A 24,384-nucleotide genomic window follows, 5' to 3' on the forward strand; every position below is an offset into this window, starting at 1 on the left:
AGCGAAGACGTTCTTGGCCATGGGTGAAAAATGCTCCTAGCTTCCATGCCGCCTACCGGGTTAGCTGACGGGTTCGGGCGTGGAAGTGCCCTACGGGGCGCTCGTGTCGAGCGCGCCGATTCACCCCGGATGAAGTGGGTCCCCGGTTCCGCAGATCGCGAATTCGGCGGCCGCGTCATAGTCGCGGACTCGAAGGTCCGTGCTGATGAGACGCGGTCTCGGCAATACGGAGAGCGTTACGCGGCATGAAATGCTGCCAGGCGTACGCCCTGAGTCCTCTAACGTAAGCGAACGGCATAGAAAGATGCAAACCCCGATGGGGAGCAGGCAACAGAATGCCCTACGAGATAGGCGATCGGGGCGAAATTCTTTACCTACTCCCACCCATCGCCGGGGTTTGTCAGAGCGCTTTCACTCGGGCGCGTCGAAGGAGGCCGCGCTCCGCTCGACCAGCATGGCGCGGCCCTTGATCTCGGCGGTGACCTCGGATCCCACGATGCCGTCGTGGCCGGGCAGCTGGCCCGCGCCGCCCTCCGGCCCGAGCGGGACAAGGATCATGGCCGGTTGCGGCTCGTACGGGACAGGCTCACCGTCCCCGGTGATGTGCGCACGGATGTGCCCTCATGCCGGTACTGGACGAGATCGCCCGATGGGCACAGGAGCACCTGCCTGAAGAGTGAGTCCCCTCTGATGCGATCTTGGCCCACGTGACCGGCCGTTTCGCCGTCGCTGCAGAGCGCCGTGCAGGACCAGGGCGCGCCCGGCCTCCGCTCACCGCACCGGGCGGGCGTCAGCGGTTCGTGTTCCGGGCGATGACCGGCGTGCTCGCCGGCGGGCCACCATGCCCGGGCCGCCGGCCCAGCGGGGCCAGGCCCGCGAGGTTGAGCAGGGCGCTGAGCGGGAGGAGATCCTTGCCGGCGACCACGACGCCGACGCCGAGCACGACGAGCGCCGGGCCCGTAGGCGCCGTCGAGTCCGTCGAGTCCGTCGAGTCCGTCGAGTCCGTCGAGTCCGTCGAGGATGCGGACCAGGCCGTAGACCAGGGCGAGGACGGGAGCGAGGACGAATGACGTCGCACGCAGCTCGCCCCGTTCACCTCGGCCGAGCGGGAGTGGCCGATCGCGCTCCTGCTGCCCGTGTTCGCGGCCACGCTGCCGATCCTGCTGCGGCGCCGGTTTCCGCTGACGGTGGTGTTCGCCGTCATGATCGCGATCCCCTTCTACGACCTCGTGGGGAACGGGCCGAACCAGCCGATCTGGTATGGATGGCTGATCGCCGTCTACACCGTCGCCTACGCCTCGCCGCCCTCCTATCGGATGGTCGTCATCGTGGTCACGGCGGTGGGCACGCTGGTGTCATCGGGTCGGTGGACACGTACGTGCGGGGGCTGGCGACCTGGGTGGCGGCCTACGCCCTGGGCCGGGTGGCGGCCTTGACCCGGCAGCAGTCGTTCGCGCTGCGGGAGCGGGCGATGCGGCCGCCGTACGCACCCGGCCGGAGCGTGCGGAGGCGGCTTTCGAGGCGATCGCCGCCAGCGGCAGAGACGCCATGGGACTGCGCAGGATGCTGGGGCTGCTCAAGGACTCGGAGGGGTCGAGCTGTCGCACGACGTCGAGGTCGCCGCGTACCGGATCATCCAGGAGTCGCTCACCAACGTCGTCAAGCACGCCGGCGCCGGCTCGGCGGAGGTCCATCTCGCGTGGGAGCGCGACGCGCTGCGGGTCACCGTCACCGATGACGGCCACGGCCCCGGGGCCCGCCGACGCGGGCGGCCAAGGGCTGATCGGCATCAGGGAGCGGGCGGCGGCGTGCGGCGGGGACGCCACGTTCGGGCTGCGCCTTCGGGCCGGGGTTTCCAGGTCTCGGTACGGCTCCCGCGCGGACGGGCGACGGCCTCGCGGCGATCAACGCGGTACGCGCGCACCGGCCCCAGGTGCTCCTCCTGGACGTCCGGATGCCGCATATGGACGGCATCGACGCCGCCCGGGTCGTGTGCGCGGAGACGGACACGCGCGTCCTGATGCTGACCACTTTCGACGAGGACGACTACATCTACGACGCGCTCCACGCCGGGGCGAGCGGCTTTCTGCTGAAGGACGTGCGCAGGGACGACCTGGTGCATGCCGTCCGGGTGGTGGCCGCCGGGGAGTCGCTGCTCGCACCGGCCGTGACCCGGCGGCTGATCGACGACATGGTGTCCAAGAGGCCCAGGAGACGACCCGTCGGGCTCGACCTCTTCACCACCCGGGAGCGGGAGACGCTGATGTTGCTCGGTCGCGGCCTGTCCAACGCGGAGATCGCCGCGGCGTTCGTCGTCAGCGAGCACACGGTGAAGACCCACGTCAGCAACGTGTTCGCCAAGCTCGCGGTCAGGGATCGGGTGCAGGCGGTCATAGCGGCGTACGAGTCGGGCCTGATCCAGCCGGGCGGCTGAGCCCCGGACACGCCTCGGCTCCCGGCTGGTACGAATCGACCGGCCGGGAGCCGAGGCGGCAGCGGAGAATCTCAGGAGATTCTCACGTAGAACGCGGTGTCGGCCGCGTATCCGTAGCCGCCGTGGCTGCGGACGGCGATGGTGTCGTGCCAGTCACCGCCGCACGCACGGGACCCGCGCTGCACGGACAGCGAGCGGGGGGACCAGTGTCGGCCCACGGCCCGGGCATAGAGCTCCTCCGCACCGTCCAGGTCGACGTTGGGCTCCACGACGACACAGTAGGTTCCCGGGTACGCTCGCCAGACATCGGCGATGTTCCTGCTCCTTATGATCGACCCGTCCGCCGCCACCATGGCCGAGGCCTGGGGGAAGCCGTGGGGGTGGCCGTGGCCGTCCGGGGTGTGCGCGAAGGCGGGGGCCGGCGCCAGGATGGCGGTCGCGGCGAGCGTGAGTGCGCAGACGCGCTTGATGCTTTTCATCTCGGTGTTCCTTTCTAGTCAGGCGATGACGAGGTCGAAGCCGCCGTCGGCGAGATGGCCGGTGCTGGGGTTGTAGACGTTGACGGTGACGGTGTTGTGCTGGCCGCAGGTCGCCCACGGGCTGCTGTAGACCGGCGACGGGTGACGGTGGCCCGGCCATCCGTGCTTGTGCCACCCGTTGCGATGGCCCGGGTTCCTGTAGACCGGCGACCCGTTCCGGTGGCCCGGCGACGGGTTCCGGTAGACCGGCGAATCGTTCCTGTAGTCGGCCGAATTGCTCCTCTGGTCTGCCGAAGTGTTCCGGTAGACCGGCGAATCGTTCCGGTAGATCGGCGACGGGCTCCCGTAGACGACGTGGGCGAGCCGCAGCGCCTGGCGGGAGGAGACCTGCAACTGCGCGTCGTTCACGTCCACCCGGTGGGAGACCTGGACGCAGTACCGCCCGAGGCCGGCCCGCCATGACCTGATGACGTTCCTGCCGCTGATGAGCGTGCCGCCGGCGTCGACGGTCGCCAGGGCTCGCGCGTACGGGGCCCTGTGGTCGGCCTGAGCGGCTGGGCCGACGGCCATGACGAGACTGGTAGCGGCCAGCGTGAGACCGGCCGCGAGCATGCCACGAAGCATGGAAGTTCCTCTCGATCACATAGGGATAAGAGCCACGACAGAAAGTAAGGTCGTGGAGGCCTCCGAGACGCGAGCCACCCCGCATCGGACGATCCAAAGATTCTTGGCCGATCGCTTCCGAACCAGTGGCCCGTATCGGGCGTCGCGACCGGCTCTTTCCCCTCCGCTTGGCCCGCCGTTCCGGGGCCTTGGCTGTTGGGGCGCGCTTTACCCCGGGCGACAGAGCGGGCACATTCGAGCACGGTTCCTCGGCATTCTCAACGGCCGGGACTCGCGGGATATACGCCAATAAATGTTGACCTGTGCACTTTCCTGATGGTTAATCAGGAAGAGTGTGCCGCTTTCAACGGGGGAAGCGGCGGTTCATGGCCATGGGGGAAACATGACCAAGCGTCTTGTCGGCGTGCTCTTAGCGGCTACCGTCGCGACCGGGGTCCTCGCGACGCCGGCGGCGGCCTCGGCGTCCGAGACGGGGACGACGGCTCGTCCGCATCTGCTCGACTACAAGATCTACTTCGGTAAATGCGAGGACACCTGCCGCATCAAGGTGCGGATCAAGAACGTCTCCCGCACAAGGCTCTATGACGTCAGCCTGAACGCCCGGCTCTGGGTCAACGGCACCAAGGTCGGAGCCTGCTACGACTACGTCGGCAGCATCCGTCCCAAGGCAGTCCGGTGGGCCGGGTGCACCGTACGGTCGGCGAAACTTGCCCGGCTGTGGACCCGCTACCTCGACGGCGGGATCGACTTCAACACCAAGACCAGGACCAACGTCCACTACGAGTACTACTCGTGACCAGCGAGCCAGGGGCCGATCTCCCCGGCCCCTGGCCGCCAGGAACGAAGACACATCCGACGTATCGCGGACCTCGCCACGTTTCATGCAAAGGTCGTTCCCGGCCTTAGGCGGTTGACAGTCCCGACATTCTGTGGGATCACCATCAAAAGATCCCACCTTTGAGTGGAGTGCTCGACCCCCGAGGAGCACCATGCGTCAGGACCTTGCCAAGCTGAGCCGCCGGACGCTCGTCGGCGGCGCGGCGGCGGCCATCGCCGCGCCCGCGCTCGCGCTCGCGAGCGGAGCCGTGGCGGCCGCCGGACCCGCCCGAGCGTCGGGCCGGCCCGCGGATGCGGCGTCGGCCGCCCTGCTGGACCAGTGGGCGCAGGCGCCCGGATCCCACCCGCTGATTCCCGACATCTCCCGCGCCGGTTACCGCCTCGGAGCCCGTCCGCCGCGGCCGGACGTGGTGACCAGGGTGACCGACCACGGCGCTCGCGCGGACGGGACGACGGATTGCGCCCCGGCCTTCAACGCGGCGCTGCGCGCGGCCGGGGAACGGGGCGGCGGTGTGGTGCTGGTGCCCCGCGGCACCTACCTGCTGTCATCGCCGGTTTTCGTGCATTGGTCCAACGTCGTCCTGCGCGGCGCCGGGCGTGCGGCCACCGTGCTGCACTTCACGCGGACGCTGGACGACGGCTACCGGCCGGCCCGGCAGTCCAATGGCAACAGCCGCTGGTCGTGGACCGGCGGGCAGGTGTGGTTCATGGCGGCCGAGCGGCGGGCCCGTTCGGAGGCCGAGGACTTCGCCGGCACCGAGGGCTGGCTGCTCGGCGACACCCCCCTCGCGGAGGTCGGCGCCGCCTCTCGCGGCCAGCGCACGCTCCTGGTCTCCGGCACCGGAGGGCTGCGTGCGGGCGACATGGTGATGCTCGAGTGCGCCAACCCGCCGGACGCGAGCCTGCTGACGCATCTGGCCGGGGAGGTGCCCGGCGCCCGATCGTACGACTGGCCGCGCAGAGCGCCGCAGCTCGTCACCGGCTCCGGCGGGCAATACATCCAGTACGCCTCCCTCCAGTGGCCCGTCCGCATCGAGGCGATCCTCGGCGACCGCCTCGTCCTCCTGGCCCAGCCGCTCAAGTACGACCTGCGCCCCGGCTGGCCGGCCCGGCTGCGCGCGCTCGGCCCGACCGTGCACGACAGCGGCGTCGAGCAGCTCACCATCCGCAACGAACCGGTCGCGATGACCGCGCACAACAAACACCCCGGCTCGAACGGGGTGTGCTTCCAGGCCGTGCACGACTGCTGGGCGAGCGATGTCCGCGTGGAGAACTGCGACCTCGGCTTCGGCTTCACCTACGCCAAGTCGACCACGCTCTCCCGAGTCGCCGTAGGCGGCCGGGCCGCCCACCACAGCTTCGCCTGCCGAATGCAGTCGCACGACAACCTCGTCGACGACTTCGAGATCGAGGCGTTCACCGTCCCGGTGCCGTCCGGCGCCGTCCATCACGGACTCAACGTGGAGGGCCTGTCGTCGGGCAACGTGTGGCGGCGGGGCCGGATGGCCGAGGGCACCTTCGACACCCACCGGGCGCTCCCGTTCGAGAACGCCCGGACCGACATCACCCTGGTGAACAACGGCCGCGTCGGCGGCTCGGCGGCGTCCGGGCCGCTGTTCGGGGCGCGGATCGCGCATTGGAACGTCCGGGTCACGAGCGGCAGCGCGTACGCCGTGACGATCGCCGACGTCGCGCCCCGCAGCGTGACGGTGGGTGTCCAGGGCACCAACGGCACCGCAAGCGAGCTGCCTCCGGACTTCGCCGGCGACCTGGAGAACCTCCTGGTCGAGCATGGCTCACGTCCCGGCGTCACCGACCTGTACGCCGCCCAGCGTGACCGCACGCCGGAAAACGACTAGACGGACGACAGCACGGTCCGGTCAGGTCCCGGACGGAAGAGTCCAGTTCCGCAGGAAGGTCCGGACCGTGTACGCGCGTGCCTCGTCGTCGGTGAGCTGCGGCCGGTCCGCCGTGACGGCCGCGCCGGGGCCGGTGTTGCGGTATTCGGCGAAACGGCCCTCGCCCTCCCAGGGGTCGTCCTTGACGTGCGCGCCCAGCCAGGAGTCGCGGACGACAACCTGAGCGCCGTCACCGGACCGTCCCAGGGAGACGGCCTTCGCCACGTCGCCTTCCAGCCGGCTGCCGGCGATGAGGACGGCGCCGCCCGCGGCCACGGTCCCGGCGCCCAGCGACGTGATCACGCAGCGGTCCAGGACGGCCGTGCCGGGGCCGCGGACGATGTCCACGTCGCCCTCCACGTAGCAGTCCCGCAGGTAGGCCCGGCCGTCCGCCTGGAAGGTGCCCTCGTTGCCGAGGAACCGGGTGCCCTTGAAGGTGATCCGGTCACCGGCGCTCTGCACGGCGGGCGCCGGGCCGGCGGCGAGGGACTCGTCGTAGGCGTTGCGCAGCGTGACGCCCTCGACCGTGATGTCGTTGCCGAGCACGCCGAAGGTGGCGCTGCCGGCCGGTCCCCACGTGCCGCCGTAGAACTTCTGCCCGTTCGCGGGCAGCTCGTAGGTGATGACCACGTCGTCGGGGTCGCCGGTGGCACCCTTGATCGTGAGGTCCCTGCGGCCCGCCCACACCCGGACCATCTCGCGGTAGACGCCCGGCTTGACCGTGATCACCGCGCCGCGCGGGGCCGCGCCGACGGCCGCCTGCACGCTGCCGAAGTCGCCGGTGCCGTCGAGCGCGACGGTGATCCGCTGCGGAGCGGGCCGCTCCCCGCCGAGCGGACCGGCGCCGCGGCCGACGATGGCGGGCACCCGATCGGCGGGGTCGAGCGTGTAGGCGTAGTAGGCGGATGGATCGAAGGCCGCGCCCACGTTGTCGGTGCGGCCCTCGCTGCCGTCGAACACGTTGCCGCGCTGGACCACCTGGGAGGCGGGGTCCTTGGCCACGATCGGGTCGGGCACCGACCGGTAGTAGCTGTTCTCGACGACCAGCTTGCCGCTGCCGCGGATCATGGTCCCGTAGATCGCGGTGTCCTGGACGTAGTTGTTGTACCAGTGCGCGGCCAGGGTGTTGTCGATGCTGGCGTTGCGCTGGTGGGTGCCGCGGATCCAGTTGTGGTGCATGGTCACCTTGGTCACCACGTTCGGGGTCCAGCCGACGCCGACGGCCTTGTTGTGGTCGCTGAACACGTTCCAGGAGACGGTGACGTAGTCGCTGTCCTTGCGGATGTCGAGCAGGCCGTCGCCGGTCCTGGTGAAGTGGTTGTGGTCGATCCACACGTGGTGGGCGCCGTCCATCTGGACGCCGTCGTAGTCCTTGCTCTTGCCGTCCCAGTCGCCGGCGACGTAGGAGTCGCGGATGGTCAGGTTGCGGATGATGACGTTGTGCACCTGGTTGAGGAAGAATCCGCCCTGGACGATCTCGGCGCCGGCGCCCTCGCCGACGATGCTCTTGTCGGAGGCGACCGCGATCTCCTTGCCGTAGGGCTCTATCCTGATCGGGCCCCTCACCTTGATCACGTACGGCTCCGCCGCCGTGGCGTACCGCTCCAGATCGGCCTGGTTGTCCACGGTCACGGTGGGGCCGGCGGCGCCACCTGTGGTGCCGTCCACGCCGAGGGCGCTCAGCCCGGCGAACCCGTCGGCGCGTCCGGACCACGGCGTGTCCGCCGTCGCCGGGGACGGGACGGCCGCCATCAGCGCCACCGCGAGCACGACGAGCAGGGTGGGGCGTTTCATCAGGTGCCTCCGGCTGAGGGGTGCGGTCGGAGGAAACGTTGCGGTAGCCCGAACGCAACGTCAACGGCATGAAACGCCTCCGAGCCCCGCTAGCAGGCAGAATTCCCGCAATTTCGAAATTTTCGCGGCTGAGCAGCGAAAAGGCCGACAGCGCCCGCCGGACGCCCACCACGGGCGTTCGCATGAAAGTTTCATCCGCGACCATGGTTTTTCGGCCCGATCGCGGTGGTTCAGTTGACAGATCTCTTACGTGTGCTTCTTCCTCAGTGGCTACGAGGAAGGAGCACATGAGATGTTCGTGCGCAAGCACGCGGCAGGCGTCGCCCTGCTGACGGTGATCGCCTGGGGACTGGCCCCACCTGCGGCTCAGGCGGATGTGCCCGTGCCAGGCGGGGTCTACCAGCTCAAGGTGACCAAGAGCGGCATGTGCCTGGACGTGGTGAGCGGCTCGCTGGACAACGGCGCGTTGTTGCAGCAGTGGGGGTGCTCGGGCGCCGCCTGGCAGCAGTTCACGGTCGTCTCCGCGGGGTCGGGGGTCTACACGATCCGCAATGTGAACAGCGGCCGGTGCGTCGATGTGCCGAACGGGTCGGCCACCTCCGGGCTGCGGCTGCAGCAGTGGGGGTGCGGTGACGGCACCAAGAGCAACCAGTTGTGGCGCTTCGTCGCCTCAGGCACCGGTACCTATCAGGTCGTCAGCGCCGCCACCGGGCTGTGCATGAGCGACCAGGGCGCCTCCACCACCTCAGGAGCCGCGATCATCCAGGAGACCTGCACGGCCAACACCAACAAACAATGGTTGTTCACCCCCGTGTCCAAGCCCACGGTCGCGGCCGACGGCTCCGGCACATATCGGACGATCCAGGCCGCGGTCGACGCCGTGCCGTCGGGGAACGCGAGCCGGGTCACGATCACCATCGCACCCGGGACGTACCGGGAGATCGTCCGGGTTCCGTCGACCAAGCCGTACGTCACGCTGCAGGGCCTCGGCTCTTCGGCGGCCCAGACTGTTATCGTTAACAACCACTATGCGGGCGAATACGGGACATCCGGCAGCGCGACCGCGTTCGTCGACGGCCACGACTTCGTCGCCACCAACCTGACGATCTCCAACGACTTCAACGAGGACCCGGCCGTCTCCGGGCATCAGGCGGTGGCGCTCAACCTGAACGCCGACCGCGCCCGCCTGTCCAACGTGCGCCTGCTCGGCGACCAGGACACGTTCCTGGTCAACAACTCCGCCCGGGCCTACGTCTCGAACTCGTACGTGGAGGGCACCGTCGACTTCATCTTCGGCGGCGGCACCATCGTCTTCGACTCCTGCGACATCCACGAAAAGCGCAGCACCGGCGCTCCGCTGACCGCGGCGAGCACGGACGCCGCGAAGACCTACGGCTTCCTGTTCTACAAGTCCAGGATCAGCGGGGCGGCCTCGGCCGGCACCACCAGCCTGGGCCGCCCGTGGCGCCCCGACGCCCAGGTGCTCTACCGGGAGTCCACGCTCGGATCCCTCATCAACACCGCTCAACCGTGGACCGACATGTCCGCCAACTCCTGGAGGAACGCCCGCTTCTTCGAATACCGGAACACCGGGGCGGGAGCCGGGACGAACGCCAACCGGCCCCAGCTCAGCGACACCCAGGCCGCGAACTACACCCCGCAGAAGTACCTCGCCGGGTCCGACGGCTGGAACCCCATCGGCTGACCATCTCCGGAGGAGATCATGAACATCCGCGCTCGCGCGGCATTCACCGTCCTGGCCGTCCTGACCTCGCTCGGGGTCGTGCCCGCACCCGCCCAGGCGGACACACCCGTGGCAGGCGGCGTCTATCAACTCAAGGTGACCAAGAGCGGCATGTGCCTGGACGTGGTGAGCGGCTCGCTGGACAACGGCGCGTTGTTGCAGCAGTGGGGGTGCTCGGGCGCCGCCTGGCAGCAGTTCACTCTCCGCTCGGCGGGATCGGGCGTCTACAACCTGGTCAACGTCCACAGCGGACGCTGCGTGGACGTCCCCAGCGGTTCCACCACCTCAGGGGTACGCCTGCAGCAGTGGGGATGCGGCGACGGCACCAAGCCCAACCAGCAGTGGCGCCTGACCCCGTCCGGCACCGGCACGTACCAGATCATCAGCGTCGCCAGCGGCCTGTGCCTGAGCGATCAGGGCGCCTCCACCGCCTCAGGAGCCGCGATCATCCAGGAGACCTGCACCGCCAACACCAACAAACAATGGTTGTTCAGCTCGGCCGGCGGACGCACCTGGTCCAACAACGCCGACGGCTTCGCCGCCACCAGCGGCAACGGCCTGACGACCACCACGGGCGGCGCGGGCGGCGCCACGGTCACCGTCACCACCTACGCCGACCTGGTCAGGTACGCCACCGCCAGCGCCCCCTACGTCATCAGGGTCGGTGGCCCGATCACCGTCACGCCGTACGGCACCGAGATCAGGGTCGCCTCGAACAAGACCATCGTCGGCGTCGGCACCAGCGGCCACATCGTCAACGGCGGCTTCTTCCTCGGCGCGGGCGTCAGCAACGTCATCATCAGGAACCTGGCCATCCGCGACACCCGGATGGCCGACGACGACCCCGGCGACGACACCTACGACTACGACGGCATCCAGATGGACACCGCCCACCACATCTGGATCGACCACAACCACATCACCCGCATGAACGACGGCCTGATCGACAGCCGCAGGGACAACAGCTACCTGACCGTGTCCTGGAACGTCCTGGCCGACAACAACAAGACCTTCGGCATCGGCTGGACGGAGAACGTGACGGCGCGGATGACGATCCACCACAACTGGTTCCGGGGCACCAACTCCCGCAACCCCAGCACCGACAACGTCGCCTACGCGCACCTCTACAACAACTACCTGCAGAACGTGACCGGCTACGGCAACTACGCGCGTGGCGCCACCAAGATGGTGATCGAGAACAGCTACTACGACACGGTCAAGGACCCGTACTACAAGGACGACGCCGCCCAGTTGCGTCAGTCCGGCAGCATCGTGGTCAACTCCTCCGGGCAGCAGGAGACCGGCGGCTCGGCCTTCACCCCGAGCTCGTTCTACTCCTACACCCTCGACCCCGCCGCCAACGTGCCGTCACTGCTCAGGACGTACGCGGGGCCGCAGGCCACCATCGGCGCCTGACCCTCATCGGCGGGGCAGGCGGGTGATCAGCCCGGTGACGACGAGCCCGGCGGCGCACATGCCGGACAGGGCCCACAGGCCGGCGTCGAAGGAGCCGGTCGCGTCCTTGAAGGCGCCCAGCCCGTAGGCGAAGGCCACTCCCCCGAGGTTGGCGCAGAAGTTGCTGAACCCGGTGACCAGGCCCGCGTTCGCCGTGCCGACATGCTGCAACGGCACGGCGAACAGCGGCCCGAAGTAGAGCTGGAGGAACACCGAGTTCACCGCGATCACCGCGATCAGCGCCGGCAGGGCGTCCACGAACGGAATGAGGAAGATCGTGACGGCCAGCATGGCCAGGGACACGCCGACCACGGCCAGCGGCCGTCCGAGCCGGTCGGACAGCCAGCCGCCGAGGAAGTTCGCCGGAGCCGTGACCGCCGCGCCGATGGCCACGACCGCACCGGCCACGCCGAGCGAGAAACCCTTGTCCTCCACGATGAGGCTCGGCAGCCAGAACCCGATCCCGGTGACCACCGCGAGCCGGACGAACTGGATGAAGCCGGCCAGCCACACGGCCCGGTGCGACAGGATCTCGCGGGCCTCCGCCCAGGTCGGTGGCTTCGCATCAACCTTGTGCGGGGCGGAGTCGCCGAGCCTGGCGAAGGCCAGCAGCACCAGCAGGCCGCTGGCGGCGAACAGGATCATCAGCCAGCGCCAGCCCAGCGGGCCGACCAGCACCGGGCCGAGCGCGTTGAGCAGGATGTTGGAGGAGAAGCCGCCGGCGACGTAGAGCCCCATGGCCGTCGCCCTGCGGTCCGCCGGGAACTGCCGGCTGATCAGCAGCAGCCCCGGCGCGAACACCAGCGCCCGGAAGACGCCCGAGACCGCCTGATTGACCACCAGCCAGGCGAAGGAGTCCAATGACGCGAACGTGATCGACAGCAGGTTGGTGCCGATCAGCCCCACCACGAACAGCCGCTTGGTGTCGAACCGGTCAGACAGGTATCCGGACGGGATCTGCATGAGCGCGTACGTGAACGTGCCCGCCGCGGCCAGCAGCCCCGCCTGTGACGGGCTGATCCCTACGTCCTGCCTGATGAGCGGGAGGAACAATGCGACGCCGCCGAAGCAGAGGGCCTGCATGCTCTGACACACGACGATCAACGTGCGATTGAGCACCGGGCCCCAGCTGCGTAACGGAGATTTCACGGCCTCCGTCGCCGCGCCCCCCATCAGAGGGCGCCGTCATCCATGCATGCGTATGTCATCGGCCTCACTCTAGGATCCGCCGGCAGGCCCGCCCACGCCCGGGGTCAGCTGTCCGGCACCTGGCCGAGGTCCATGTCGGTCCTGGTCACCCACGCGGGCTCGGCCACCAGGAGGCTGAGCTGAGCGTCGGCCAGGTCCACGTCGACGACGTACCGGAAGCCGGCGGACTCCGCGGCGGCGATCCGGGCCAGATCGCCTTCCGGGACGGCGTACACCACGCGGCGGCAGCGCGGGTCGGCCACGCTCACGGAGTCGACCAGCGCCCGGAGCAGCTCGGTCCCTGCCTCGTCCACCTGGAGTTCGATGTCGTGGGCGGCCACGGGGTAGGCCTCGCGGAGCCGCCCGGCGGCACAGCGCTCCAGCCGGACGCGAGCACCCTGGAAAGCCGGGGCGAGGTCGGGCAGGAGAGGCACCGTGATCATGTCAGCCGTCCTCCTCGACCATGCGTCGGATGGCGATCTTCTCCAGTTTGCCGGAGGCGTTGCGCGGCACGTTCCGCACGACCTTGAGCAGCCTGGGCAGCTTGTATCTGGCCAGGTGCGCGGAGGCGTACTCCCGGACGTCGTCCAGCGTGAGGGTCACGCCCTCGGCCGGGGACACCACTGCGACGACGGTCTCGCCCCACTGCTCGTCGGGCGCGCCGACGACGGCCACGTCCACGACCCCCGGCATCGTGGCCAGCACCCGCTCCACCTCGGCCGGGTAGACGTTCTCACCACCACTGATGATCATGTCCTTGAGCCGGTCGACGATGTACATGCAGCCGTCCTCGTCGAAGTAGCCGATGTCGCCGGAGTGGAACCAGCCCTCCTCGTCGAACGCGGCGGCGGTGGCCTCGGGGTTCTCCCAGTAGCCGGGAGTGACGTTGGGGCCGCGGACCACGAGCTCGCCCACCTCGCCCGGCTTCAGCGGCTGGTTGGTGTGCGCGTCGACGACGCGTACCTCGGTGTACGGCATGGGGATGCCGGCGGAGCCGGCCTTCGTCAGGGTGTGCTCGGCGGGCAGGTGGGTGGCGAACGGCGCGGTCTCGGTCAGCCCCCACGCCTGCTGCAGCAGCACGCCGTGCGCGGCGTACAGCTCGATGAGCGCGGGCGGCACCGGCGCGCCGGCGACCACGATGGAGCGCAGCGGGGTGAAGTCCATGTCGAAGACGCCCGGGACCCGGCTGAGCGCGGCGAACATCGCGGCCACGCCGAACATCGAGTTGATCCGGTACGTGGCCAGGTCGTCGAGGAACCCGACCGGGTCGAAGGCGCGGCGGACGAGCACAGTGCCGCCGCGTGCGAGGGCGCGCAGCGCGAAGCTGTTGAGCGCCCCGATGTGGAACAGCGGCGCGCCCGCGTACGTGACGTCGCCGCGCCGGGTGTCGAGCACGGAGTCCACGTTGACGGCGTTCCACCAGGCGTTGCCGTAGGTGAGGATGACTCCCTTGGGCAGCCCGGTGGTGCCGGAGGTGAAGATCAGGATCGCCGGCTCGTCGAAGGTCCTGCGGACCACCGCCGGCGTCGGCGCGGCCGCGGCCATCGGTCCTGACCAGGGCTCCCACCCGGGGACGCCGCAGGTGGCGGGCACCGCCGGGTCGTCGTCCACCAGGAGGAACCGGGTCAGCGCGGTGCCGCCACGGACATGGTCCACGTGTGGGCGGTGTCCCTCCTCGCAGACGATGGTCCGGGCGCCGCTCTTGTCGAGCACCCGCTCCAGCTCCGGTTCGGCGAGCCGGAAGTTGACCGGGACGAAGATGGCGCCGATCCGGAAGACGGCCAGCATGGTGAGGAGGAACGAGGCGCTGTTGAGTCCGAGGTAGGCGACGCGGTCTCCGGCCGCGACACCGCCGTCGGACAGGACGGTCGCCAGCCGCGCCGCCTTGTCGTCGAGCTGGGCGTAGGTGAGGTCGCCGCCCGGGTAACGGACGGCGACGACGTCCGCGCGGTAGCGGGCGTTCCGTGCGACCGCCGAGGCGGGGTTGACGTCGACTGCGCGAGGGATTGGGGGGTGGGTCACGATCGGCTCCTCAGAGGTGGTCGCCGCCGGCGGCGCGGGCAAAACCCCGGACGCCGATGCCGCCGTCGGCCGAGATCGCGTGTCCGGTGATGGGACCGCTCTGCTCCCGGGCCGCGAGCAGGACGTACGGGGCGGTGAAGTCGCGCGGGTCGGTGCTGGAGTCGTGCAGCGGGATGGGCGGGCTGTCCCCTCTCTTGGCGAACGACGCCGCAATCGAGCGGTCCCCGAGCGCCAGCGTCTCGGGACCGCGCAGGTCGGTGTTCATGCCGCCGCAGGCGACGCCGTTCACCCGGACCTTGGGGGCGAGCTCGTAGGCGAGCTCACGCATGAGGCCGAGGCAGGCGTGCTTGCTGGCGGTGTAGAGAGGACCGCCGCCGTTGACGTGGAACGACGCGTTGGACAGCGTCATGACGATGCTGCCGCGGGTCTTGACCAGCTCCGGCCAGGCGGCCTCGGCGGCCAGCAGGTAGCCCTTGACGTTGATGGAGAAGACCTCGTCGAAGGCGGCGTCGATCTCTTTGCCGGACAGGCGGGTGAGCTGGCGCTGGTAGTCCCACACGCCGGCGTTCGCGACGAGGGTGTCGAGCCTGCCGAAACGCTCGACCGTCTCGGCGACGGCGGCGTGCAGGGCCTCGGAGTCGCGGACGTCGGCGGTGACGGCGTGCATTCTCGCCGGGTCGGGCGCGGCGCCGATGACCTCGTCGAGCTGTGCCTGGTCGCGGCCGAGGATGGTCACGCACGCGCCCTCGGCGAGGAAACGCTCGGCGACGGCGCGGCCGATGCCGGAGCCGCCGCCGGTGATCAGGGTGGCGTACCCGTCGAGCCAGCCGCTCATGTCAGGAACCCGGTGACGAGGTCCTCGAACTCTTGCTGCCGCTCCAGCTGCACCCAGTGGCCGCACCGCCCGAACACGTGCAACTGCACGTCGCGGATCTGCTTGAGCATGAGCTGGGCGCCGTCGAGGGTGATCGTGCGGTCGTCGCGGCCCCACAGCAGCAGCGTCGGTGCCTTGATCTTGTGCAGGTCCTTCCACAGCGGGTCCATGCCGCCGCGTTTGGCGAAGGCGGCGTTGTAGCGGTGGTAGAAGGCGACGTGGCTCTCGTCGAGTGAGGCCTCGTAGCGGCTCTTGACGACGTCCTCGCCGAACTGGCGGTGGTCGAAGACCATGGCGCGGATGAACGCGGCCATCTTCTTCTCGCTCGGCCCGCCGCCGTTGTAGTAGCGGAACATCTCCTTCTGCCCCTCGGTGGGCGTGGGCCCGGACGGCAGCCACCCGCCGCCGGGTGCCATGAGCACCAGCCGGGTGACCCGGTCGGGGCGCTCCTGCGCCATCGCGATCGCGGCGGCGCCGCCCAAGCTGTTGCCCAGCAGGTGGAAGGTGCCGATGCCGAGGGCGTCGAGCGCCTGGAACAGCGCATCCACGGTGATCTCCGTGATGGACCGCTTGTCCAGGTCCTCCTCGGTGGGGCGGTAGCTGCCGCCGAAACCGGGCTGGTCGGGCAGCACGACGCGGAAGTGGCGGGCCAGCGCCGGGAGGTTCTGGTGATAGTTGCTGACGCCGGAGGCGCCCGGGCCGCCGCCGTGCAGCATCACCAGCACGGGGCCCTCGCCGGTCTCGGCGACGGCGATCTCGCCGAGCGTGGTGGTCACGCTGTGGTGCTTCACAGGGGCTCCCATCAGAAGAAGGTCGAGATGTTCTTCGCGAGAAGGATGTTCTGGTCGAGCAGGATGGCCCGGCGGGCGACTTGGAAGCCGGCTCCGACGCGGCGCAGCACGTCGGTGCGGCTGCCGGCGAAGACGCTCTCCTCGCGCTCCAAACGGTTGCGGTAGACCAGGAATGCCGAGCGTACGTGCAGGTCATCGGTGGTGAAACCGGGGTGCTCGGCGGGGTCGGCGTGCCGGACCATCACGTTCGTCACCAGGTGGCGGGTGCGCGAGGGCGGGTCCTCCGCCCAGGCCATGCCGGAGTCGAAGCGGCGGATGCGCCAGGCCAGGCTCTCCTTGCTCTCGTCGTAGTAGGCGGCCTCACCGCGCGCGGCCACCGACAGCGCCTGCTGGCGGCGCAGCCGGTTGGTGCGGGTGGGCATCCAGTAGTCGAGGTCGTCGGCGAGCAGGTCCAGCCAATCGGCGTAGCGGCCGGCGTCGAGGAGGTCGGCCTCCTCGTAGTAGAACTGCTCGACCTCGAAGTGGGTGTCGCGGTCGGCACGCAGCCCGGCCCGCGCGTCGGTGGCGGTGCTCACGGTGTCATTCGATCCCTTCTGGAGGGTGGTGGGGAACGGGGTGTGCCGCAGGGTGGCACGTCAGCCGCGCAGCAGCGTGCGCAGGCTCGTGGACGGGTCGGACAGCCGCACCGGGTCGGCCGGGACCCGGCGGTCGATCATGCGGCGGGCGGCCCGCACGGCGGTGGAGTCGTCGACCGCGGCGGCCGCGACGACCAGCCCGTCCCGCAGGCCGAAGACGGAGAAGCACGGGTCGTCGAACGAGCCGCGGACGATGACCTCGTCGGCCGTCTCCATGTGGCCGGCGACCTCGACGTGGCGGCCATGCCGGTCCGTCCAGAACCACGGCGCGGTGGGCGCGGGGACGCGGGCGCCGAGGATGGTGGCCGCCGCGCGGGCGCCGTCGTGCCGGGCCGCCTCCCAGTGCTCGACCCGCGGCCCTTGACGGGTCCGCGCGCCGTCGCCCACCGCGAGCACGGCCGGGTTCGAGGTGATCTGTCCGGCGTCCACGAGGACACCGCGATCGACGTCGAGTCCGGCAGACTCGGCGAGAGCGGTCCGCGGTGTCATGCCGACGCCGAGCACGACCGCGTCGAACACCCGCGACGGCTCCGCAGCCACCCCGGGCCCGGCCACGTCGAACGTCCGCGGCTCGACGCCGCCCGCGAAGCTCGCCTCGATGCCGTCCGTGGTCTCGGCGAAGGACGCGACGCCGGCCCGCACGGTGGTGATGCCGCGCCGCGCGTGCAGTCCGTGCAGCCAGGCGGCGAGGTCCTCGCCGAGAGCGGCGGCGAGCGGCGTGGCCACGGGGTCGGCCAGGACGACGTCGCAGCCGAGGCCGACAGCGGTGGAGGCGACTTCGGCGCCGATCAGGCCGGCGCCGACCACAAGGACGCGGGCGCCGGGCGTGAGCGCCGCCCGCAGCCGGTCGGCGTCCTCCGCCGTGCGCAGCACGTGCACGCGGTCGCTGCCCACGCCGGGGATCGGGGGGCGGGCCGCGCCGCCGCCGGTGGCCAGCACCACCCGGTCGGCGCGCAGCAGCAGGCCGCCCGCCAGTTCCACCGTGCCGTCGGCCGGGTGCAGGGCGGTGACCGTGCACTCGTTGATCAGCCGTACCCCCTGCTCCTCGTACCAGTGCGGGGACTGCAGGGCGATCTGCTTGAGCTCCCTCGATCCGGCCAGGTACTCCTTCGACAGCGGCGGGCGGTCATACGGGAACTCGCCCGCGTCGACCAGCGTGAGATCGCCGTCGAAGCCGCCCGCGCGCAGGGCCGCGACCGTGCTGACGCCGGCGACGCCGCCGCCGGCCACCACGATCCTCATGGCGCTTGGTTCGGGAAGAGGTAGACCTCGCCGTCGCGGACCTCGACCCGGTGCGGGCAGGTGCTCCGGGTGGCGGGCAGGCCCTGAACCTCGCCGTTCTTCAGGCAGAACTTGCTGGAGTGCAGCGGGCACTCGACGTAGCCGTCCTCGACCCAGCCGTCGGCCAGCGAGGCGTCCTCGTGCGTGCAGGTGTCGTCGAGCGCCCACACGCTGCCGTCGGTGTCGCGCAGCAGCGCGATGTCGTCGGCGGTGCCGGTGATCGCCTTGTCGATGGCGACGCCCTCGCCCTCGGGGATGTCGTCCAGCGCCGCGACCCGGATTCCTTGAGTCATTTGTCCTCCTCGTGCCAGGCCGGGGTGTTCATGAGCTCGCGCCAGCGCGCGTAGAAGGCCCGGCCGGCGGCGTCGCTGTAGAGCTCGCTGGTCGTGCCGGGGTGACGGCCGTCCTCGCGTTCGGAGCCGAGGCCCATCTGGTAGTTGAGCGGCACGTTGTTGGTGATGAACCCGTGCGAGACGGCCTGCACCTCGCTCCAGTTCTCGCCGTCGTCCTGCTCGAAGATGCCGCTCGGGCCGAACGTGCGCAGGTTGTACAGGCGTTGCGCCTCGCGGACCTCGTGCGGCATGGACTTGTCGACGATCGTCCACGCCCACACCTCCATCCGGTCCGGGCCCTTGGGGTGCCAGATCCGGATGGAGCCGTTGACCGGCAGGTAGGAGAAGTTGGGGAAGACGGTGGCGTGCCCGTTGGTCAGCGGGCCCTCGACGCGGGCGTCGCCGAGCCGCTCGCGCAGCGCTTGATAGTCGGTCCACTGGTGGACGGTTCTCGCGTCGAAGCGGTTCTTCGGGTGCACCGGGAAGCCGGCGCCGTGACCGTTCCGGCCGGCGTACTGGCGCCCGGTGCGGTGCACGATCTCGTCCTTGGGGCCCTTGCCGGTGGGCGAGAGCAGCATGAGCGCCGAGGCGTGGCTCATGTTGACGTGGTACCAGTCGGTGGCGAACTGCTCGGCCGCCAGCTTCCAGTTGCCCTCCAGCACCCACTTGTGCACGCCGCCCACGACCACCGTGCCCTCGTCGTCGTGGTCGAGCATCGCGTCCATGTACCAGGCCATGTCGCCGAGCGACTCGCGCAGCGGCACCGGGTCCGGGTTCCAGGTGCCGAAGATCAGGCCGCGGTAGTTCTCGACGTGGGGCACCTCGACCAGGCCCCACTCGCCCGTCTCGAACGACTCCGGGTAGCCCGCCTTGTTCGGCACGCTGACCAGCTTGCCTTCGAGGTCGTACGACCAGCCGTGGTAGGTGCAGGTGAAGTTGCGCGTGGCGCCGTAGTCGGCGCGGCAGACGCGGGCGCCGCGGTGGCGGCAGGAGTTGAGGTAGGCGCGGACGCGCCGGTTGCGGTCGAGGGTGACGATGACCGGGTCCTCGCCCATGTAGGTGGTGAAGAAGTCGCCGGGCTTGTGGAACTGGTCGGCGTGCGCGAGGAACAGCCAGCTCGGCGCGAACACGCGACGCAGCTCCTGCTGGTAGATCTGCTGGTCGGTGAAGATGGCACGATCCACCAGCCCGCCCTCGGCATCGACGAGCCCGGAGACGTCGATGGTCCGCGCCAGCTCGGCCGGGCGTCGCAGGGCACCGCGCGGGGGTTCGATGGTCATGGGGCCAGATAACAGCCACGGACCCGCCGCTTTCCAACCCTTGTTCCGTACGGCGGCACACGCGCTGTTCCCCGGCGATGACCGTCGGACAGCGTGGGGGCATGCTTGCCGCCACCGCCGTCTCCCAGAGCGCGACCGACCCGCTGGCCGGGCTCGTCCTGGGCGACGTACCCAGGCCCGAACCCCGGCCCGGCTGGTCGATCGTCCGGGTCGTCTCGTCCTCGCTCAACATGCATGACCTGTGGACGCTGCGCGGCGTCGGCCACCCGCCCGACCGGCTGCCGATCGTCCTCGGCTGCGACGCCGCCGGGTACGACGAGGACGGCAACGAGGTCATCGTGCACCCGGTCATCGCCGACCCGGACGCCGGCCGGGGCGACGAGACCCTCGATCCGAACCGGGCCCTGCTGTCCGAGCGGCACGACGGCGCCTTCGCCGAGTACCTGACGGTGCCCGCCCGCAACCTGATCCCCAAGCCGTCGTGGTTGTCGTTCGACGAGGCCGCGTGCCTGCCGGTCGCCTGGACGACCGCGTACCGGATGTTGTTCACCCAGGCGCGGATCACCGCCGGCGACCGGGTGCTGGTGCAGGGCGCGGGCGGCGGGGTCGCCTCGGCCGCGATCAAACTGGCCGTCGCCGCCGGCGCCGTGGTGTACGCGACCAGCCGCAGCGAGGACAAGCGGATCCAGGCTCTCGCCTGGGGAGCCCGCGCCGCGGTGCCGACCGGCGAGCGGCTGCCCGAGCACGTGGACGTCGTCATCGAGACGGTCGGCGAGGCGACCTGGTCGCACTCGCTGAAGTCGCTGCGTCCCGGCGGCACGATCGTCATCGCGGGCGCGACCAGCGGCACGAACCCGCCCGCCGACCTCGGCCGGATCTTCTACCTGCAGCAGCGCATCCTCGGCTCCACCGGCTGCACCCGCGGCGAGCTCGTCGCCCTGCTCAGGATGATGGACGCCACGGGCCTGCGCCCGGTGATCGACCGCACGCTGCCGCTCGACGAGATCCACAAGGGCTTCCAGCTCATGATCGACGGGCGGCTCACCGGCAAGCTCGTCATTAAGGAGATCGCCTCATGAAAGCCGCAGCCGTCGGCTTGTCCCACTCCCCGCTCATCGGCAAGAACGACCCGGCGCCCGAGGTCATCGCGGCGGTGGACGCCGCCGTGGACGAGGCCCGGGCCTTCGTCCGCGCGTTCGACCCCGAGCTGGTCGTGCTGTACGCCCCCGACCATTACAACGGCTTCTTCTACAAGGAGATGCCGCCCTTCTGCCTGGCCACCGAGGCCGGCGCGGTCGGCGACTTCGGCTCGGCCGCGGGAGCGCTGTCGGTGGACGCCGGCGCCGCCCGCGCCATCGCGAGCGGTGTGCTCGATCGCGGCGTCGACCTCACGATCTCGGCGCGGATGACCGTGGACCACGGGTTCGTGCAGCCGCTGGAGGTGCTGTTCGGCGGCATCGCGAACGTGCCTGTCGTGCCCGTCTTCGTCAACGGGGTGGCCACCCCGCTCGGCCCGGTCAGCCGCATCCGCGCCCTCGGCACCGCCATCGGCGAGGCCGCCGCCGAGCTGGACCGGCGGGTGCTGTTCCTCGGCTCCGGCGGGCTCTCCCACGATCCGCCCGTCCCGGTGCTCGACGGCGCCCCGCCGCGGGTGGCCGACGCGCTCATCGAGGGCCACCCGCCCACGCCCGAGCAGCGTGCACGCGGTGAGCAGCGCGTGATCCAGGCCGGCCGCGACTACGCCGCCGGCTCCACAGCGATGATCCCCATCAACCCGACCTGGGACAACCTGGTCCTGGACACGCTCGCGAGCGGCCGCCTTTCCGACGTGGACGGCTGGAGCGTGGAGTGGATGGGAGAGCAGGGCGGCGGATCGGCGCACGAGGTGCGGACGTGGATCGCCGCGTTCGCCTCGCTCGCCGCCACCGGCAAGTACCGGATGACCTCCCGCTTCTACCGCGCGATCCCCGAATGGATCGCCGGCTTCGCGGTCGCGACGGCGGAGGCCGCGCGATGAGCGCCATAGACGAGGCCGTGGACCGGCTGGCGGACGCGGCTCTCACCGGCAAGCCGTGCCGGCCGGTCCGCGACCTCATCACCGACGTCGCCGCCGCCTACGAGGTGCAACGCCGCCTCAACGCCCGCCGGGCCGGCGCTGTCACCGGCCGGAAGATCGGCCTCACCTCCCCGGCCGTGCAGCGGCAGCTCGGCGTGGATCAGCCCGACTTCGGCGTGCTGTTCGCCGACATGGAAGTGTCCGGCACCGCTGCCGTGGAACGCCTCCTGCAGCCGAAGGTCGAGGCCGAGATCGCCTTCGTCCTGGCCCGCGACCTCTCCGAGGACCTCGACCTGGCGGCCGTCCGGGCGGCGGTGGACTACGCGACGCCCGCGCTGGAGATCGTGGACAGCCGCATCGCGAACTGGGACATCACGATCACCGACACCGTCGCCGACAACGCCTCCAGCGGCCTGTACGTGCTGGGCTCGGAGCGGCTGCCGCTGAGCGCGTTCGAACCCGTCGAGGCGACGATGCGCATGGACGCGGGCGGCCGGATCGTTTCCGAAGGCAACGGGGCCGCCTGCCTCGGCGACCCGCTGAACGCGCTGCTGTGGCTGGCACGCACCGCCCGGGACTTCGGCGATCCGCTGCGCGCAGGCCAGGTGATCCTTTCCGGCGCTCTGGGACCGATGGTTCCCATCTCCCCCGGTGTCACCGTACGAGCCGAAATTTCCGGACTCGGGGCGGTGGCCGTGACCTTCGAGGACGCGTCATGAACAAGACCAAGGTGGCCGTGATCGGCTCCGGCAACATCGGCACCGACCTGATGATCAAAGTGCTCCGCCTCTCCGGCACCCTGGAGATGGGCGCCATGGTCGGCATCGACCCCGACTCCGACGGCCTCGCCCGCGCCCGCCGCCTGAAGGTCCCCACCACCCACGAGGGCGTGGACGGCCTGATCGCCATGGACGGCTTCGCCGGCATCGACATCGTCTTCGACGCGACCTCCGCCAAGGCCCACCTCGCCAACGCCGCCAAGCTGGAGCCCTACGGCAAGACGCTCATCGACCTCACCCCGGCCGCCATCGGCCCGTTCGTCGTCCCGCCGGTCAACCTCGACGCCCACCTCGGCGCACGCAACGTGAACATGGTGACGTGCGGCGGTCAGGCCACCATCCCGATCGTGCACGCCGTCTCCCGCATCACCCCCGTCGCCTACGCCGAGATCGTCGCCTCCATCGCCGCCAAGTCGGCCGGCCCCGGCACCCGCGCCAACATCGACGAGTTCACCGAGACCACGGCCGCCGCCATCGCATCGGTCGGCGGCGCCGCCCGCGGCAAAGCGATCATCGTCCTCAACCCCGCCGACCCGCCGCTCATCATGCGCGACACCGTCTTCTGCCTGATCGGCGACGCCGGCCACGACGCCATCCGAGCCTCCATCGAGGAGATGGTCGCCGAGGTCGCCAAGTACGTCCCCGGCTACCGGCTCAAACAGGACGTGCAGTTCACCCCCATCGACGAGCCGGTGACCACGCTCACCCCCGAGCCGGTGACCACCCGGGTGTCGGTGTTCCTGGAGGTGGAGGGCGCCGCCCACTACCTGCCCGCCTACGCCGGCAACCTCGACATCATGACCTCGGCCGCCCTGCGCGTCGCCGAACGCATCGCCATCGCAGGAGCGACCGCATGAGCCTCTACATCCAGGACGTGACCCTCCGGGACGGCATGCACGCCGTACGGCACCGCATCACCCCGCACGATGTGGGCCGCATCGTCGCCGCCCTGGACGCGGCCGGCGTGGACGCCATCGAGGTCGCCCACGGCGACGGCCTGGCCGGCGCCTCCGTCAACTACGGCCCCGGCAGCAACACCGACTGGGAATGGATCGAGGCGGCCGCCGAGGCGGCGAACCGGGCCACGCTCACCACCCTGCTGCTGCCCGGCATCGGCACCATCGCCGAGCTCAAGCACGCCTACTCCCTCGGCGTGCGCTCCATCCGCATCGCCACCCACTGCACCGAAGCCGACGTCGCCGCCCAGCACATCACCACCGCCCGCGAGATCGGCATGGACGTCGCCGGCTTCCTCATGCTCAGCCACATGGCAGCCCCCGCCGAACTCGCGCGCCAGGCCAAACTCATGGAGTCGTACGGCGCCCACTGCGTGTACGTCACCGACTCCGGCGGTCGCCTCACCATGGACGGCGTCCGGGAACGCATCCGCGCCTACCGCGACGTCCTCGACCCCGGCACGCAGCTCGGCATCCACGCCCACCAGAACCTCTCCCTCGCCGTGGCCAACTCCGTCGTCGCCGTCGAGGAAGGCGTCACCCGCGTGGACGCCTCTCTGGCCGGGCACGGCGCGGGCGCCGGCAACTGCCCCATCGAACCCTTCATCGCCGTCGCCAACCTCAACGAATGGACCCATGGCTGCGACCTGTTCGCCCTGCAGGACGCCGCCGACGACCTCGTCCGCCCGCTGCAGGACCGCCCCGTCCAGGTGGACCGCGAAACCCTCACCCTCGGCTACGCCGGCGCCTACTCCAGCTTCCTGCGCCACGCCGAGGCCGCCTCCCGCCAGTACGGCATCGACGTACGGACCATCCTGCTCGAAGTGGGCCGGCGCCGCCTGGTCGGCGGCCAGGAGGACATGATCGTCGACATCGCCCTCGACCTGCTCAAGACCTGAACCCGTGGCTTCCAAGTCGCTCACAA

At 70.3% G+C, this 24,384-nt stretch carries 25 protein-coding genes, 2 pseudogenes and 1 riboswitch; of the genes and pseudogenes, 13 read left to right on the forward strand and 14 right to left on the reverse strand.

The features are described 5' to 3' along the window. Positions 1–34: 34 nt before the first annotated feature. Positions 35–179, reverse strand: a riboswitch (cyclic di-AMP (ydaO/yuaA leader). A gap of 232 nt (positions 180–411) precedes the next feature. Together ACTWQA_RS06530 and ACTWQA_RS06535 are read right to left on the reverse strand one after the other, a co-directional pair. Continuing rightward, positions 412–558: a hypothetical protein gene (locus ACTWQA_RS06530; RefSeq protein ID WP_443158361.1), complete on the reverse strand. Its 147-nt coding sequence runs from the start codon at positions 556–558 to the stop codon at positions 412–414. A 232-nt stretch (positions 559–790) separates the two neighbouring features. After that, the gene (locus ACTWQA_RS06535) at positions 791–1,150 is read right to left on the reverse strand and encodes a hypothetical protein (RefSeq protein WP_443158362.1); all 360 of its coding nucleotides are present in this window, start codon (positions 1,148–1,150) and stop codon (positions 791–793) included. Between ACTWQA_RS06535 and ACTWQA_RS06540 the strand changes: the two genes are divergently transcribed. The 4 genes and pseudogenes from ACTWQA_RS06540 (at position 1,137) to ACTWQA_RS06555 (ending at position 2,434) form a co-directional block, all read left to right on the forward strand. Then, a complete protein-coding gene (locus ACTWQA_RS06540; protein ID WP_443158363.1) occupies positions 1,137–1,436 on the forward strand; it encodes a DUF7134 domain-containing protein in 300 nt (99 codons plus the stop codon). The two genes, ACTWQA_RS06535 and ACTWQA_RS06540, sit on opposite strands and share 14 nt — an antisense overlap. A gap of 198 nt (positions 1,437–1,634) precedes the next feature. Next, positions 1,635–1,796: pseudogene (locus ACTWQA_RS06545) on the forward strand (ATP-binding protein); the annotation flags it as partial. Between the two features lie 98 nt (positions 1,797–1,894). Continuing rightward, positions 1,895–2,119: pseudogene (locus ACTWQA_RS06550) on the forward strand (response regulator); the annotation flags it as partial. A gap of 72 nt (positions 2,120–2,191) precedes the next feature. Further along, positions 2,192–2,434 (forward strand): response regulator transcription factor, encoded by a 243-nt coding sequence (locus ACTWQA_RS06555; protein ID WP_443158704.1) that lies wholly within the window; start codon positions 2,192–2,194, stop codon positions 2,432–2,434. Positions 2,435–2,505: 71 nt separating this feature from the next. On the opposite strand, the gene ACTWQA_RS06560 is transcribed toward ACTWQA_RS06555, so the two are convergent. Both ACTWQA_RS06560 and ACTWQA_RS06565 read right to left on the reverse strand, forming a co-directional pair. After that, complete coding sequence (locus ACTWQA_RS06560) at positions 2,506–2,913, reverse strand: hypothetical protein (protein ID WP_443158364.1); 408 nt, start codon at positions 2,911–2,913, stop codon at positions 2,506–2,508. An 18-nt stretch (positions 2,914–2,931) separates the two neighbouring features. Then, positions 2,932–3,537: a hypothetical protein gene (locus ACTWQA_RS06565; protein ID WP_443158365.1), complete on the reverse strand. Its 606-nt coding sequence runs from the start codon at positions 3,535–3,537 to the stop codon at positions 2,932–2,934. 382 nt (positions 3,538–3,919) lie between these two features. Here ACTWQA_RS06565 and ACTWQA_RS06570 point away from each other — a divergent pair, with 382 nt between their 5' ends. Both ACTWQA_RS06570 and ACTWQA_RS06575 read left to right on the forward strand, forming a co-directional pair. Beyond that, the gene (locus tag ACTWQA_RS06570; RefSeq protein WP_443158366.1) at positions 3,920–4,333 is read left to right on the forward strand and encodes a hypothetical protein; all 414 of its coding nucleotides are present in this window, start codon (positions 3,920–3,922) and stop codon (positions 4,331–4,333) included. Between the two features lie 193 nt (positions 4,334–4,526). After that, entirely contained in the window at positions 4,527–6,233 is a 1,707-nt protein-coding gene (locus ACTWQA_RS06575) for a glycosyl hydrolase family 28-related protein (RefSeq protein ID WP_443158367.1), read from the forward strand. A gap of 21 nt (positions 6,234–6,254) precedes the next feature. Here the strand turns inward: ACTWQA_RS06575 and ACTWQA_RS06580 are convergent, their stop codons facing one another. Continuing rightward, positions 6,255–8,066 carry a pectinesterase family protein gene (locus ACTWQA_RS06580; RefSeq protein ID WP_443158368.1) on the reverse strand — a complete coding sequence of 604 codons (1,812 nt, stop codon included), beginning with the start codon at positions 8,064–8,066 and terminating at the stop codon, positions 6,255–6,257. 292 nt (positions 8,067–8,358) lie between these two features. On the opposite strand from ACTWQA_RS06580, the gene ACTWQA_RS06585 reads away from it, so the two are divergent. Together ACTWQA_RS06585 and ACTWQA_RS06590 are read left to right on the forward strand one after the other, a co-directional pair. Then, the gene (locus ACTWQA_RS06585) at positions 8,359–9,771 is read left to right on the forward strand and encodes a pectinesterase family protein (protein WP_443158369.1); all 1,413 of its coding nucleotides are present in this window, start codon (positions 8,359–8,361) and stop codon (positions 9,769–9,771) included. 18 nt (positions 9,772–9,789) lie between these two features. Continuing rightward, positions 9,790–11,226 carry an RICIN domain-containing protein gene (locus ACTWQA_RS06590; protein ID WP_443158370.1) on the forward strand — a complete coding sequence of 479 codons (1,437 nt, stop codon included), beginning with the start codon at positions 9,790–9,792 and terminating at the stop codon, positions 11,224–11,226. 3 nt (positions 11,227–11,229) lie between these two features. On the opposite strand, the gene ACTWQA_RS06595 is transcribed toward ACTWQA_RS06590, so the two are convergent. From ACTWQA_RS06595 to ACTWQA_RS06635, 9 genes are all read right to left on the reverse strand, one after another. After that, entirely contained in the window at positions 11,230–12,414 is a 1,185-nt protein-coding gene (locus ACTWQA_RS06595) for an MFS transporter (protein ID WP_443158371.1), read from the reverse strand. A gap of 104 nt (positions 12,415–12,518) precedes the next feature. Continuing rightward, positions 12,519–12,896 (reverse strand): hypothetical protein, encoded by a 378-nt coding sequence (locus ACTWQA_RS06600; protein ID WP_443158372.1) that lies wholly within the window; start codon positions 12,894–12,896, stop codon positions 12,519–12,521. A 1-nt stretch (position 12,897) separates the two neighbouring features. Beyond that, positions 12,898–14,475, reverse strand: coding sequence for an AMP-binding protein (locus tag ACTWQA_RS06605; protein ID WP_443158373.1), 1,578 nt, complete (start codon positions 14,473–14,475; stop codon positions 12,898–12,900). A 10-nt stretch (positions 14,476–14,485) separates the two neighbouring features. Beyond that, positions 14,486–15,310 carry an SDR family NAD(P)-dependent oxidoreductase gene (locus ACTWQA_RS06610; RefSeq protein WP_443158374.1) on the reverse strand — a complete coding sequence of 275 codons (825 nt, stop codon included), beginning with the start codon at positions 15,308–15,310 and terminating at the stop codon, positions 14,486–14,488. Further along, positions 15,307–16,140, reverse strand: coding sequence for an alpha/beta fold hydrolase (locus ACTWQA_RS06615; protein ID WP_443158375.1), 834 nt, complete (start codon positions 16,138–16,140; stop codon positions 15,307–15,309). The genes ACTWQA_RS06610 and ACTWQA_RS06615 overlap by 4 nt, the downstream gene beginning before the upstream one ends. A gap of 11 nt (positions 16,141–16,151) precedes the next feature. Then, a complete protein-coding gene (locus ACTWQA_RS06620) occupies positions 16,152–16,715 on the reverse strand; it encodes a 3-phenylpropionate/cinnamic acid dioxygenase subunit beta (RefSeq protein WP_443158376.1) in 564 nt (187 codons plus the stop codon). 60 nt (positions 16,716–16,775) lie between these two features. Then, entirely contained in the window at positions 16,776–18,017 is a 1,242-nt protein-coding gene (locus tag ACTWQA_RS06625; protein ID WP_443158377.1) for an NAD(P)/FAD-dependent oxidoreductase, read from the reverse strand. Continuing rightward, positions 18,014–18,349 (reverse strand): non-heme iron oxygenase ferredoxin subunit, encoded by a 336-nt coding sequence (locus ACTWQA_RS06630; protein WP_327583798.1) that lies wholly within the window; start codon positions 18,347–18,349, stop codon positions 18,014–18,016. Before ACTWQA_RS06630 ends, ACTWQA_RS06625 begins: the two co-directional genes overlap by 4 nt. After that, positions 18,346–19,668 carry an aromatic ring-hydroxylating dioxygenase subunit alpha gene (locus ACTWQA_RS06635; protein WP_443158378.1) on the reverse strand — a complete coding sequence of 441 codons (1,323 nt, stop codon included), beginning with the start codon at positions 19,666–19,668 and terminating at the stop codon, positions 18,346–18,348. The genes ACTWQA_RS06630 and ACTWQA_RS06635 overlap by 4 nt, the downstream gene beginning before the upstream one ends. Before the next feature lie 101 nt (positions 19,669–19,769). Between ACTWQA_RS06635 and ACTWQA_RS06640 the strand changes: the two genes are divergently transcribed. The 5 genes from ACTWQA_RS06640 to dmpG are packed head-to-tail and all read left to right on the forward strand — an operon-like array spanning position 19,770 to position 24,358. Then, positions 19,770–20,747, forward strand: coding sequence for a zinc-binding dehydrogenase (locus ACTWQA_RS06640; protein ID WP_443158379.1), 978 nt, complete (start codon positions 19,770–19,772; stop codon positions 20,745–20,747). After that, positions 20,744–21,685, forward strand: coding sequence for a 3-carboxyethylcatechol 2,3-dioxygenase (locus tag ACTWQA_RS06645; protein WP_443158380.1), 942 nt, complete (start codon positions 20,744–20,746; stop codon positions 21,683–21,685). The genes ACTWQA_RS06640 and ACTWQA_RS06645 overlap by 4 nt, the downstream gene beginning before the upstream one ends. Continuing rightward, positions 21,682–22,443: a 2-keto-4-pentenoate hydratase gene (locus ACTWQA_RS06650; protein WP_443158381.1), complete on the forward strand. Its 762-nt coding sequence runs from the start codon at positions 21,682–21,684 to the stop codon at positions 22,441–22,443. The genes ACTWQA_RS06645 and ACTWQA_RS06650 overlap by 4 nt, the downstream gene beginning before the upstream one ends. Beyond that, entirely contained in the window at positions 22,440–23,360 is a 921-nt protein-coding gene (locus ACTWQA_RS06655; protein WP_443158382.1) for an acetaldehyde dehydrogenase (acetylating), read from the forward strand. Before ACTWQA_RS06650 ends, ACTWQA_RS06655 begins: the two co-directional genes overlap by 4 nt. Then, positions 23,357–24,358, forward strand: a complete 1,002-nt coding sequence (gene dmpG, locus ACTWQA_RS06660; RefSeq protein WP_443158383.1) for a 4-hydroxy-2-oxovalerate aldolase — start codon at positions 23,357–23,359, stop codon at positions 24,356–24,358. The genes ACTWQA_RS06655 and dmpG overlap by 4 nt, the downstream gene beginning before the upstream one ends. Positions 24,359–24,384: the final 26 nt, after the last annotated feature.

The organism is Nonomuraea sp. 10N515B (assembly GCF_052245915.1).
GTDB lineage: Bacteria > Actinomycetota > Actinomycetes > Streptosporangiales > Streptosporangiaceae > Nonomuraea.